This is a genomic window from Acidovorax sp. Leaf160, from assembly GCF_001424265.1.
GTDB lineage: Bacteria > Pseudomonadota > Gammaproteobacteria > Burkholderiales > Burkholderiaceae_C > Paracidovorax.
The window spans coordinates 272,956-285,463 of sequence record NZ_LMOV01000012.1 but is presented as its reverse complement, the minus strand read 5'-3'; the positions used below and the strand labels follow the sequence as shown (position 1 = coordinate 285,463).

Genomic DNA, 12,508 nt, shown 5'->3' with positions numbered 1-12,508 from the left:
GCTCCCTGATGCACCCAACGGCAAAGGCCCGCATGCGCGGGCCTTTGTCTTGGAGGGTGTCAGCTGCGGCCGGGGCCGCGAAACCTCAGAGCCGCTCTGCCAGCCAGCCCTGCACCGAGGCCAGCGCCCCGGGCAGCGCGGCGGCGTTGGTGCCGCCGGCCATGGCCATGTCGGCCTTGCCGCCGCCCTTGCCACCGACCTGGCTGGCCACGAAATTGACCAGCTCTCCCGCCTTCACCCGGCCCATCGCATCGGCGGTGACGCCTGCGGCCAGCTGCACCTTGTCGCCATCGACCGCAGCCAGCACGATGGCAGCGCTCTTGAGCTTGTCCTTGAGCTTGTCCATGGTGTCGCGCAGCGTCTTGGCGTCGGCGCCTTCGAGGCGCGCAGCCAGCACCTTCACGCCGTTGATCTCGGTGGCCTGCAGCATCAGCTCATCGCCCTGGCTGGATGCCAGCTTGCCCTTGAGCGCGGCGATTTCCTTTTCCAGGGTCCGCACCTGCTCCAGCGTCTGGCCGATGCGTCCGGTCAGCTCCGTCGCGGGGGCCTTCAGCGCGCCTGCGGCCTTGTTGACCGTCGATTCGAGGTTCTGCAGGTAGGCCAGCGCGTTCTCGCCCGTCACCGCCTCGATGCGGCGCACGCCGGCAGCCACGCCGCCCTCGGCCACGACCTTGAAGAGACCGATGTCGCCGGTGCGCTGCACATGGGTGCCGCCGCAGAGTTCGCGGCTGGTGCCGATGTCGAGCACGCGCACGGTCTCGCCGTACTTCTCGCCGAAGAGCATCATCGCGCCCGTCTTCTGCGCCGACTCGATGTCCATCACGTTCGCGCCGGTGGGCGTGTTGGCGAGGATCTCGGCATTCACACGGCGTTCGATGTCGCGGATCTGCGCCTCGGTCACCGGCGCGCCGTGCGCGAAGTCGAAGCGGGTGCGCTCGGGCGTCACCAGACTGCCCTTCTGCTGCACGTGCTCGCCCAGCACTTCGCGCAGGGCCTTGTGCATCAGGTGGGTGGCGGAGTGGTTGCGCACGGTGGAGGCCCGCAGCTGCGTGTTCACCTCGGCCTGCACCGCGTCGCCCACGCTCAGGGTGCCCGATTCGAGCGTGCCGTGGTGGCCGAACACGTCGGCCTTGATCTTGACGGTGTCGCCCACGGCGAAATGCGCCGATGCGCCGCCCGCGGCGCCGCTGATGACGCCCACGTCGCCCACCTGGCCGCCGCTTTCGGCATAGAACGGCGTGGTGTCCAGCACCACCACCGCGTCGTCGCCCGCCTTGAGCGACGTCACGCTGGTGCCGTTGACGTAGAGCGCCACGACCTTGGCTTCTTCCTTCAGCTGTTCATAGCCGGTGAAGCGGTTGACGTCGCCCACGTATTCCAGCGCGCGGTCCATCTTGAACTTGCCGGCAGCGCGGGCCTGGGCCTTCTGGCGCTCCATGGCCGTCTTGAAACCCTCTTCGTCCACCGTCACGCCGCGCTCGCGGCACACGTCGGCCGACAGGTCGAGCGGGAAGCCGTAGGTGTCGTGCAGCTTGAAGGCCACGTCGCCGGGCAGCACCTTGGCGCCGCCGGCCAGCGCCGCGTCCAGAATGTCCATGCCGTTGGCCAGCGTCTCGAAGAAACGCTCTTCCTCGGCCTTCAGCACCTCGGTGATGCGCTGCTGCTGCTCGCGCAGCTTGGGGTAGGCCTCGCCCATCTGCTCGGCCAGGTCCTTCACCAGCTTGTGGAAGAACGGCGTCTTCTGGCCCAGCTTGTAGCCGTGGCGGATGGCGCGGCGCACGATGCGGCGCTGCACGTAGCCGCGGCCTTCGTTGCTCGGGATCACGCCGTCGCTGATGAGGAACGAGGTGGCGCGGATGTGGTCGGCGATGACCTTGAGCGAGGGGTTCGCCAGGTCGGTGGTGTGCGTTTCGCGCGCGGCGGCCTGGATGAGCGCGGCGAAGATGTCGATCTCGTAGTTGCTGTGCACGTGCTGCAGGATGGCCGCGAGGCGCTCCAGGCCCATGCCGGTATCCACGCAGGGCGCGGGCAGCGGCGTGACGCTGCCGTCTTCCTTCATGTCGAACTGCATGAACACGTTGTTCCAGATCTCGATGAAGCGGTCGCCGTCTTCGTCGGGGCTGCCCGGAGGGCCGCCGGGGATGTGGTCGCCGTGGTCGTAGAAGATTTCAGAGCAGGGGCCGCAGGGGCCGGTGTCGGCCATCATCCAGAAGTTGTCGGACTTGTAGCGGCCGCCCTTGTTGTCGCCGATGCGGATCACGCGCTCGGGCGGCAGGCCGATCTCCTTCGTCCAGATGTCGTAGGCCTCGTCGTCTTCCTGGTAGACGGTGGCCAGCAGGCGCTCGGGCGGCAGGCCGTAGACCTTCGTCAGCAGCTCCCAGGCCCACTTCAGCGATTCGCGCTTGAAGTAGTCGCCGAAGCTCCAGTTGCCCAGCATCTCGAAGAAGGTGTGGTGGCGGGCCGTGTAGCCCACGTTCTCCAAGTCGTTGTGCTTGCCGCCGGCACGCAGGCAGGCCTGCACGGACGTGGCGCGGTTGTAGGGGCGCTTGTCGGAGCCGAGGAACACGTCCTTGAACTGGACCATGCCCGAATTGGTGAACATCAGCGTGGGGTCGTTGCCCGGCACGAGCGACGAAGAAGCCACCACCGTGTGGCCGCGCTCGGCGAAGAAGTCGAGGAACTTGGCGCGGATTTCGGAGACTTTCATCCGGGTCTTTCTGCGCGGCCTGCCGCGCTGTGGAAAAGCGCTGGGCCCGGCGGCGTCTTGGAATGTGAAAGGAAGGGGAGCGAAAACCTTCGATTATCTCATCGATCCCCCGGCGGGCCGTGCCGGTCAGCCGGTACCCATGCTGGTCGCCCAGGCCTGCAGGAAGCGCTGGCGCTTGAGCGGGTCCAGGTAGACCAGCAGCCCCAGGCCCGGCGCCAGCAGCCGCCAGGAACTGGGGCCCGCGCCCAGCAGCTCCGGGTCGATGCCGGACGTGCGCCCGGCCGTGCCGGCGGCCACCGCCTTGCGGATGGGGATCAGCCGGGTGTCGCGGGCCAGCACGGCCTGGCCTTCGGGCGAGATCAGGTAGTCGAGGAACGGGCGTGCCAGCTGCGGGTTCGGCGCGGTGGCGGGGATGACGGCCGAGCGGGTGGTGAGCAGGGTGTAGTCCTCCGGCACCGCGAGCCGCAGCGGCGAGCCCGCGGCGATGCGGGCCTGCGCATAGGACGCCGGCACGTTGTAGACCAGGGCCAGCTCGCCGCGCTCCAGCGCGTCGAGCATCGGCTCGATGTGGTCGCCCAGCCGCACGCGGTTGGCGCCCATGGCCGCCAGCAGCACGCTGGCCGTGCTGTCGTGGCGGGCGTCCTGCGTCGCCAGCAGATAGCCCAGCCCGCTGCGGGTGGCATCGTAGGTGCCGATGCGCCCGGCCAGCGGCCGGCCCGGGTCGCGCAACAGCGCCAGCAGCTGGCCCCGGGTGCGGGGCGCCCGGTCCGGCGCCAACAGGCGCGGGTGGTAGACCATCACCACCGCGTCAGCGCCCAGGCTGAACACTTCGTGCCGCCAGTGGGCGCCGGCGGGCAGGGACTGCGCCAGCGAGGAGGGGTGCGCCAGCACATGGCCGTCGTTGGCCAATTGGGTCTGCAGGTCCAGGCTGCTGCTGACGAGCAGGTCGGGCGCGCCCTCGCCTGCCGCCAGCGGAGGCGCCGCACCGCGCAGCCGGCCTTCGGCGCGGGCCAGGGCCTGGGCGTGGATGTCCAGGCTCTGCCGGTCGGCGCAGCGCACGGCCAGGCCCGGCACGCGGCGCTGGAAGTCGCGGATCGCCGGGGCGAAGAGCGCGGTTTCGGTGGCGCAGTCGATGCTGAGCAAGGCCCGCTGCGGGCCGGACGCGGGTGGAAAAAAAGTGACGATGGCGTTGTCGCCCCGCGTCACCATCGTGCCGCGCATGGCCTGGACCGCGGCGTCGGGCAGCGCGGCCCGCGCGGGCGCCATCCCCGTCACGGCGGGGAAAAGCACCAGGGCGCCCAGGCTGCGCAGGAGCTGACGGCGGGCGTGTGGCGGGGGCATCGGAGTCATCGGGACGGCTCCATCGGCAGCGCCGGCGCGCTGCCTTCGGGCGGGGGCGGCACGGCCGGCAGGGTGAACGCGATGCACCAGCCGCCGCCGGCACGCCCCTGGGTGTCGATGCGGCCGCCGTGGGCGGCCACCACCCGCTGCACGATGGCCAGCCCCAGGCCCGCGCCGCCAGGCGCTGCGCCCGGCCCGCGCACGAACCGTTCGAACAGCTGCGCCTGCTGGCCCTCCGGCACGCCCGGACCGCGGTCGGCCACCTCCAGGCGCCAGCCGCCGTCGACCGCGCGCATGCTGACGTCCACCACGAGCCGCGCCCCCGGTCCGGCCCCGCCCTGCCCTGGCGGCACCCCGTACTTGAGCGCGTTGTCCACCAGGTTCTTGATCGCCTCGCGCAGCATCAGCGCGTCGCCGCGCACCCATGCCGGAGACCCCGAACCTTGGGTATTTTTGGCAGCCAGCGCCGATGGATACCGGGCCAACAGCTCATCTTTCGATAGCAAATCGACCGCTTGCCACAACTGCACCAGCGGCTGGGGCTCGGCACGGGGCACCACGTCGCGCAGCGCCTCGCGGGCCAGCGCCAGCAGATCGACCGGGGCGAAGCGGCGCAGCTGGCCCTGGTGCGACACGCTGGCGTCGCTCAGCAGCTGGTTGAGCAGCCGGCTGAGCCGCAGCGCATTGCGCTCCACTGCCTGCAGGCTCTGGCGCTGGGCGCGCGGGTCGTCGTCGTCCAGCCCTTCCTGCGCCTGGGCGATGAGGGCGGCCAGTGGCGTGCGCATCTGGTGGGCCGCTTCGGCGATGAAGGTGCGCAGCGCGTCGAGGTTGAGGGCGAGGCGCCCCATGAAGCCGTTGAGCGCGCCCACCACCTGGGCGAGTTCGCGCGGGACGGGGCTGGCCACGGGCCGCAGGTCGGCCGCATCCCGCTCCAGCAGTTCGCGCTGCAGCTGGGCCAGCGGGCGCAGGGCGCGGTCCACGCCCAGCCAGAGCAGGCCGAAGACGCAGGCCATCAGCACGGCGATGGCGGCGGTGGCCCGCCACACGATGTCGCCCGCCAGCGCGTCGCGCGCCTGCCGGGTCTGGCCCACCTGCACCCAGAACCGGCCCGAGCCCGGCCCGCCCGCTATCGACCGCGGCACGGCGACGAAGCGCACGGGCGCTCCCCGGTAATTGGCGGTGAAGAACACCGGCTGCAGCCCCTCGGCATCGCCCGCCGCCAGCGTGGCGGGCGGCCGGGGAAGGTCGGCATAGCCGGTGATGGTGGCCTCGTCCGGCCCTGCGATGCGGTAGAAGGCGCGGTCTTGCGGGGCCATGGCCAGCAGGTCGAGCGCCGCGTACGGCAGATCGACCTGCCAGCGCCCCTGAACGAAGGCCACGCTGTCGGCCATCGACAGCGCCGAGGCCCGCAGCAGATGGTCGTAGGACCGGTCGGCCGCACCCTGGCCGTAGCTGCGGGCGGCGAAGAACAGCGCCACGGTGGCCAGCGCGAACAGCGTGGCGATGGACGCGAGCAGCGTGCGGCGCACGGCAGGCAGCGTGCGCACCGGGGCGTGCGCGGGCACCGCCGCGCGGGCAGCTTCAGCTGCGGTCGGCATCCGGCGGCGCCTGCTGGGCTGCGGGCGCGGGCGCTGGAGCCGCAGCCGGCGGCGAGCCCGCTGCGAGGGCATCGCCCACTGAAGGACCCGGGGCGGCCGGGGCGGCCGGGGCGGCCACCGCGTCGGCACGGTAGCCCACGCTGCGCAGGGTGGTGATCTGCAGCTAGCTGCCCGCCAGCTTGCGGCGCAAGCGGCCGATGTAGACCTCGATGGCGTTGAGGCCCACATCCTCGTCGAAATGGAAGAGGCGCCCGGCGATCTCGTCCTTGCTGACGGCGCGGCCCAGCCGGCCCACCAGGATCTCCAGCAGGCTGAATTCGCGGTGCGGCAGGTCCAGGTCCTGCCCGTCCAGGCTCACCCGTCGCGCCGCGCTGTCGATCGCCAGGCCGCCGACGGTCCAGAGCCCCGCCGCCTGCCCCTGCGGGCGGCGCAGCAGTGCACGGCAGCGGGCGTCCAGTTCGCGGAAGTCGAAGGGCTTGTCCAGGTAGTCGTCGGCGCCCTCGTCCAGCGCGTTCACACGGTCTTCGATGTCGGAGCGGGCGGTGAGCATCAGCACGGGCGTCTTGTTGCCCTGCCGGCGCAGGTGCGCCAGCAGCGCCAGGCCGTCCATGCCGGGCAGGCCGATATCGAGCAGCAGCAGATCGAACTGCGCATAGCCGAGCACCTCGCAGGCCTCGCGGCCGTTCGATTGCCAGTCCACCGCGTGGCCCTGCCGCCGCAGCCGCCGCACCACCGCCTCGGCGAGATCGGTGTCGTCTTCCACCACCAGGATGCGCATGGCCGTCAATTCCCTGGACAGGACGGTGGACGGGCGGTGGACGCGGCCAGGAAGGCTGATCGGCAGTACATGGCGGTGGGCGTGGGACGCAGGACGCGCGCGAACGGAAGGCGAGGGATTGCCGAGGGTGGCTCGAAGGCCGGCAGTATCGCCGCAATCCGGTGGGCGAGGCGCGGGCAGGCTCCGGGTTTACCCCATCAGCACATCCACTTATGGCCCGCGCCACGACAGGCGCACGACAGGGTCGATCCCTAAGGTTCACCCCGTCGCGCGATCCGGGGTGTACCGCCCGGGCGCGCGGCCCCCTTTCCCTCGATGGCCTTGAGCCACCCGCAGTCCATCCAAAAGATCACGGAGACAAAGATGTCGTTCACTCGGAGAACCCCGCCATGCTGCTGACCCTGCTCGGATTCGGCATGGTGCTGACGTTCATGACGCTCATCATGACCCGGCGCCTCTCGCCGCTGGTCGCGCTCATCATCATCCCCATCGTGTTCGCCCTGGTCGGCGGCTTCGGTCCCACGATGGGCACGATGATGCTGGAGGGCATCCGCAAGATCGCGCCGACGGGCGTGATGCTGATGTTCGCCATCCTCTATTTCGGCGTGATGATCCACGCGGGCCTGTTCGACCCGGTGGTCGGCTTCATCCTGCGGCTGGTCAAGGGCGACCCGCTCAAGATCGTGATGGGCTCGGCGGCGCTGGCGCTGCTGATCTCCCTCGATGGCGATGGCTCGACCACCTACATGATCACCATCGCGTCGATGCTGCCGCTCTACAAGCGGCTCAAGATGAACCCGCTGAACCTGACCTGCGTGGCCTTGCTGGCCAGCGGCATCATGAACCTCACGCCCTGGGGCGGCCCCACCGCCCGCGCCGCGAGCGCCCTGCACGTGGACCCGGGCGACGTATTCGTGCCGATGGTCCCCGCCATGGGTGTTGCCATCCTGAGCCTGATGGCCATCGCCTTCTGGCTGGGCCTGCGGGAGCGACGCCGTTTGGGCCGCGTGGCGCTGCCCGGCGAGCCGCTGGCGCCACTGCCGGGCGCGCAGGGCGACGACGACAACACCGGCGAGCACCTGCCCACCATGGCCGGCCCCGAAACCGCCGACCTGCGCCGCCCCAAGCTGCTGTGGGTGAACTTTGCGCTCACCACGGCGTTGATGGTCACGCTTGTGATGGGCCTGCTGCCGCTGCCCGTGCTCTTCATGATCGGCTTCGCCATCGCGATCGTCATCAACTACCCCAATCTGGCGCACCAGCGGCACCTGATCTCCGAATACTCGGGCAATGCACTGGCAGTGGTGGCGCTGATCTTCGCGGCCGGCATCTTCACCGGCATCCTGTCCGGCACGGGCATGGTCGAAGCCATGTCGCGCGGCCTGCTGGCGGCCATTCCGCCCAGCCTGGGGCCTTACCTGCCCACCATCACCGCACTGCTCAGCATGCCGCTCACGTTCTTCATGTCGAACGACGCGTTCTACTTCGGCGTGCTGCCCATCCTGAACGAAGCCGCCCAGGGCTACGGCATCAGCGCGGTGGAGATGGCACGCGCGTCGCTCATCGGCCAGCCGGTGCACCTGCTGAGCCCGCTGGTGCCGTCCACCTACCTGCTGGTCAGCCTGGCGGGCGTGGACTTCGGCGACCACCAGCGCTTCACGCTCAAGTGGGCGGTGCTGGTGTGCCTGGCGCTGATGGCCGCCTGCCTGGTGCTGGGCCTCTTTCCGCTGGTGGGCCAGGCGCTGGTGCGCTGACCGCTTTCTGGCGATCGACGCCCCCCGGGCGAACGCGACTGGCCGCCCAGGGCGTCCGTGGATATAAACCGCGGATGCCCTTAGCGACATCCTCCACATCCGCCACACCCTCCAGAGCCGCACCGGCCGCACAGGCCGCACCCGCCGCCCGGCCTGTTCCGGCCTTCGAGCCCTCGCACACCCTGCGCGGCACCCGCATCCTGAGCCTGGCGCTGAACCTGCCAGGCCCGGCCGCCCTGCTGCGCTGCCAGCGCCTGGGGGCCGACTGCGTCAAGCTGGAGCCGCCTGCCCCCGCGCCAGGCCACGCCAGCGGCGACCCCATGGCCCGCTACAGCCCGAATGCCTACGCGGCGCTGCACGAAGGCATCCGCACCCTGCAGGCCGACCTGAAAACAGGCCCAGGGCAGGCCGCGCTGCATGCCGAACTGGATGCGGCCGACGTGCTGCTCACTTCCTTTCGCCCGTCCGCGCTGCGCAAGCTGGGGCTGGAATGGCACGCGTTGCAGCAACGCTGGCCGCGCCTTTCCATGGTGCGCATCGTGGGCGGGGCCGGCGCGCGCTCCGAAGAGCCCGGTCACGACCTGACATACCAGGCGGAAGCCGGCTTGCTCGCAGGCACGGGCTGCGCGCTGCCGGCATCGCTGCAGGCCGACATGGCCGGCGCGCTGGCTGCGTCGGAAGCCGTGCTGCAGGCGCTGCTGGCGCGGGCCGTGTCGGGGCAAGGCGTGTGCATCGACGTCGCGCTGGAAGACGCCGCGCACTGGCTTGCCCTGCCGCGCGGCTGGGGACTCACCACTGCCGGCGGCGACGTGGGCGGCGCCCATGCGGGCTATGGGGTGTATCCCTGCGCCGACGGGCGTGTCGCGGTGGCCGCGCTGGAGCCCCACTTCGCGGCGCGGCTCTTCGCCGCCGCCGGGCTGGACCCGGCCACTGATCCGCGCGCCCCGGAAACCCGTGGCGCCGTGGCGGCTTTTCTGGAGGGGCAGACGCGCTCCGGGCTGGACGCGTTGGCGGCGCTGCAGGACATACCGCTGCACACGCTGCCGCCGGAGTGAGCCCAGGAGGCCCTGAGCGCCACTCTGCCAGCACTGGTCACCGACGATATTGCTATCGATTGAATAGCAGCAAACCAATGCTGTACTTGGGCTTCAGCAAGCTTTGGCTTCAAACACCGGCACAGCAGACCGACACCGTCCGACACCCGACAGGCTGGCTCTGTCGTTCAATGCATCGCCATACCCCACCCCGAGGAATGCCATGAAGCCCTTCGCCCTGACGCCGGAAATGACCTCCGCGGTCGGCACCTTCTACCCGACCGGCTACGTCTTCGCCGTGTTCCCCGACGAGGCCGGGGCCCGCGCCGCAGCGGACGCCATGCAGGAACAGGACCGCACCGACGTGGCCCATGCCCCGCCGGACGCGATCCTCCAGCACGTGGTGCGCACCTTGGGCAATGCCGACGATCCCCTGCCCTCCGTGGGAGCCGAGGGCGTCATCGTGCGGCGCATTGCGGACATGGCCAGCAACGGCAGCCATGCGCTGTTCTTCGAAGCCCATGACGAGGATTCACCCGAGTCGCTGACCGACCTGCTGGAACCTCTGGGCTGCCAGGCCGCGTTCTACTACCGGCGGCTGATCATCGAAGAGCTGATCTCCACACCGGTGCCCTGAGCGCCGGGTCACGCACCCCGGCCACCCAACCGGGGCCCGGCTGACTGGCGGGGATCGCCGAAGGGCGCGCCTTCAGCCGCCCTTGCACTGGGGCTTGGCGCCCTGCCCCTTGCCCGCTCCGGGCTTCGCCGCGCCGCCGAACGGCTTGGCGCCGCCCGAAGCCACCGGCCTGGCCGGCTTGCCCGTCACCAGCCCGGCACGCGGCGGCAGACCGGTGTGCTGGGTCAGCAGGCGGCCTTGCACCGGCTGCTGCTGCACCGGCTTGCGCGCCGAGGATGCGACGGTGCTGTTGCTGCGCCGCGCGCTCTGGTAGCTGCCATCGGTCATCGGCTGGAAGGTCGGGATCAGATGGTGCTTGCCGTTGCCGATCAGGTCGGCACGGCCCATGCTTTTGAGCGCATCGCGCAGCAGCGGCCAGTTGTTCGGGTCGTGGTAGCGCAGGAAGGCCTTGTGCAGTCGCCGGCGCTTTTCGCCCCGCACGATGTCCACGCCCTCGCTGTCGCGCCCGATCTTGCGCAGCGGGTTCTTGCCCGAGTGGTACATCGCCGTCGCCGTCGCCATGGGGCTGGGGTAGAAGGTCTGCACCTGGTCGGCGCGGAAACCGTTCTTCTTCAGCCAGATGGCGAGGTTCATCATGTCCTCGTCGCTGGTGCCCGGGTGAGCGGCGATGAAGTACGGAATGAGGAACTGCTTCTTGCCGGCCTCTTCCGTGAACTGCTCGAACATCTGCTTGAACTTGTCATAGCTGCCGATGCCAGGCTTCATCATCTTGGTGAGCGGGCCCTGCTCGGTGTGCTCGGGCGCGATCTTGAGATAGCCGCCCACGTGGTGCTGCACCAGTTCCTTGACGTACTCGGGAGACTTCACCGCCAGGTCGTAGCGCAGGCCGGAGCCGATCAGGATCTTCTTGATGCCCTTGAGCGCACGGCCCCGGCGGTAGATCTTGATGAGCGGGTCGTGGTTGGTGCCGAGGTTCGAGCAGATGCCCGGATACACGCAGCTGGGCTTGCGGCAGGCCGCTTCGATCTCCGGGCTCTTGCAGCCCAGGCGGTACATGTTGGCCGTGGGGCCGCCCAGGTCGGAGATGGTGCCGGTGAAGCCCGCCACCTTGTCGCGGATGTCTTCGATCTCCTGGATGATGGAATCCTCGGAGCGGCTCTGGATGATGCGGCCTTCGTGCTCGGTGATCGAGCAGAAGGTGCAGCCGCCAAAGCAGCCGCGCATGATGTTCACCGAAAAACGGATCATCTCCCACGCCGGGATCTTGGTGGCGTGGTCGTGGCTGCCGTTCTCGTCGGCGTAGCTCGGGTGCGGCGCCCGGGCGTAGTGCAGATCGAACACGTGGTCCATCTCGGCCGTAGTGAGCGGGATGGGCGGTGGGTTGATCCAGACGTCGCGCGCCGTGGCCCCCTCGCCGTGCGCCTGCACCAGGGCGCGGGCGTTGCCCGGGTTGGTTTCCAGGTGCAGCACCCGGTTCGCATGGGCATAGAGCACCGGGTCGCTCTTGACCTGCTCGTAGCTGGGCAGGCGGATCACGCTCTTGTCGCGTGGCGGCACCTTGAGCCGCGTGCGCAACGCCGGGTTGGCGACGAACTGGATCGGCTGGATCGCGGGGTTCGAATCCTTTTCGCCTGCAGCGGCCGGAGCGGCTGGACCTTGCGCTATTGAATCAGGAGCATCATCCTTGCTGCAGGTCGCGCCTTGCGACGCCGCCTGCTCGCTGGTCGTCATGTAGGGATTGACGTGCGCCTCCACCCGGCCCGGCTCGTCCACGGTGCTGGAGTCGATCTCGAACCAGCCCTGGCCCGATTCGTCGCCCGGGCGCCGCACGAAGGCCGTGCCGCGCACGTCGGTGATCTGCTCGACCGGCTCGCGCGCGGCCAGGCGGTGGGCCACTTCGACCAGGGCACGCTCGGCGTTGCCGTAGAGCAGCAGATCGCACTTGGCATCGACCACGATGGAGCGGCGCACCTTGTCGCTCCAGTAGTCGTAATGCGCGATGCGGCGCAGGCTGCCTTCGATGCCGCCCAGGATGATCGGCACGTCCTTGAAGGCTTCGCGGCAGCGCTGGCTGTAGACGATGGCAGCCCGGTCGGGGCGCTTGCCGCCGATGTCGCCGGGCGTGTAGGCGTCGTCGCTGCGGATCTTCCGGTCGGCGGTGTACCGGTTGATCATCGAATCCATGTTGCCCGCCGTCACGCCCCAAAACAGATTGGGCCGCCCCAGCGCCTTGAACGGCTCTGCACTCTGCCAGTCGGGCTGCGCAATGATGCCCACGCGAAAGCCCTGCGCCTCCAGCGTGCGGCCGACCACGGCCATGCCGAAGCTGGGGTGATCCACATAGGCGTCGCCCGTCACCAGGATCACGTCGCAGCTGTCCCAGCCCAGTTGCTGCATCTCCTCGCGGCTCATGGGCAGGAACGGCGCCGTGCCGAACCGCTTCGCCCAATAGGGGCGATAGCTGGTCAGCGGCTTGGCAGCGCGCGCGAAAAAGGAAACGTCGACAGGGGCGTTCATCAAAAAGTGTGTGGGGGGAGGGCCGTGGATTTTAGGCGGTTCGGCGTTTCGGTGCAGCAGCAGGGTGTTAATGGCTACGCCTGCCCAGCCATTTCTATTCCACCCGGCAGAACGATAGTGTTTTCCCCTAGCTGCTCATTGA

Annotated in this window: 8 protein-coding genes; 3 read left to right on the top strand and 5 right to left on the bottom strand. The window is 69.7% G+C overall.

Annotated elements, in window-relative coordinates; all coding sequences use genetic code 11:
* Nucleotides 1-85: 85 nt before the first annotated feature.
* From alaS to ASF94_RS07880, 4 genes are all read right to left on the bottom strand, one after another.
* Nucleotides 86-2,707, bottom strand: a complete 2,622-nt coding sequence (alaS, locus tag ASF94_RS07895; RefSeq protein WP_056664006.1) for an alanine--tRNA ligase — start codon at nt 2,705-2,707, stop codon at nt 86-88.
* Nucleotides 2,708-2,833: 126 nt separating this feature from the next.
* Nucleotides 2,834-4,057 (bottom strand): ABC transporter substrate-binding protein, encoded by a 1,224-nt coding sequence (locus ASF94_RS07890; RefSeq protein WP_082493067.1) that lies wholly within the window; start codon nt 4,055-4,057, stop codon nt 2,834-2,836.
* Nucleotides 4,054-5,646, bottom strand: a complete 1,593-nt coding sequence (locus ASF94_RS07885; RefSeq protein ID WP_082493065.1) for a sensor histidine kinase — start codon at nt 5,644-5,646, stop codon at nt 4,054-4,056. Before ASF94_RS07885 ends, ASF94_RS07890 begins: the two co-directional genes overlap by 4 nt.
* Before the next feature lie 163 nt (nt 5,647-5,809).
* Nucleotides 5,810-6,424, bottom strand: a complete 615-nt coding sequence (locus ASF94_RS07880) for a response regulator transcription factor (RefSeq protein ID WP_082493063.1) — start codon at nt 6,422-6,424, stop codon at nt 5,810-5,812.
* Between the two features lie 389 nt (nt 6,425-6,813).
* On the opposite strand from ASF94_RS07880, the gene ASF94_RS07875 reads away from it, so the two are divergent.
* From ASF94_RS07875 to ASF94_RS07865, 3 genes are all read left to right on the top strand, one after another.
* Complete coding sequence (locus ASF94_RS07875; protein WP_156382450.1) at nt 6,814-8,178, top strand: CitMHS family transporter; 1,365 nt, start codon at nt 6,814-6,816, stop codon at nt 8,176-8,178.
* 74 nt (nt 8,179-8,252) lie between these two features.
* Complete coding sequence (locus ASF94_RS07870) at nt 8,253-9,233, top strand: CoA transferase (protein WP_082493062.1); 981 nt, start codon at nt 8,253-8,255, stop codon at nt 9,231-9,233.
* A gap of 202 nt (nt 9,234-9,435) precedes the next feature.
* A complete protein-coding gene (locus ASF94_RS07865) occupies nt 9,436-9,849 on the top strand; it encodes a hypothetical protein (protein ID WP_056664000.1) in 414 nt (137 codons plus the stop codon).
* Nucleotides 9,850-9,921: 72 nt separating this feature from the next.
* On the opposite strand, the gene ASF94_RS07860 is transcribed toward ASF94_RS07865, so the two are convergent.
* Entirely contained in the window at nt 9,922-12,366 is a 2,445-nt protein-coding gene (locus tag ASF94_RS07860) for a YgiQ family radical SAM protein (RefSeq protein WP_056663997.1), read from the bottom strand.
* Nucleotides 12,367-12,508: the final 142 nt, after the last annotated feature.

Coding starts and splice junctions, on each gene's coding strand:
- ASF94_RS07860 (WP_056663997.1), bottom strand. CDS start 12,366: ATGAACGCCCCTGTCGACGTTTCCTTTTTCGCGCGCGCTGCCAAGCCG.
- ASF94_RS07865 (WP_056664000.1), top strand. CDS start 9,436: ATGAAGCCCTTCGCCCTGACGCCGGAAATGACCTCCGCGGTCGGCACC.
- ASF94_RS07880 (WP_082493063.1), bottom strand. CDS start 6,424: ATGCGCATCCTGGTGGTGGAAGACGACACCGATCTCGCCGAGGCGGTG.
- ASF94_RS07870 (WP_082493062.1), top strand. CDS start 8,253: ATGCCCTTAGCGACATCCTCCACATCCGCCACACCCTCCAGAGCCGCA.
- ASF94_RS07885 (WP_082493065.1), bottom strand. CDS start 5,646: ATGCCGACCGCAGCTGAAGCTGCCCGCGCGGCGGTGCCCGCGCACGCC.
- ASF94_RS07875 (WP_156382450.1), top strand. CDS start 6,814: ATGCTGCTGACCCTGCTCGGATTCGGCATGGTGCTGACGTTCATGACG.
- alaS (WP_056664006.1), bottom strand. CDS start 2,707: ATGAAAGTCTCCGAAATCCGCGCCAAGTTCCTCGACTTCTTCGCCGAG.
- ASF94_RS07890 (WP_082493067.1), bottom strand. CDS start 4,057: ATGACTCCGATGCCCCCGCCACACGCCCGCCGTCAGCTCCTGCGCAGC.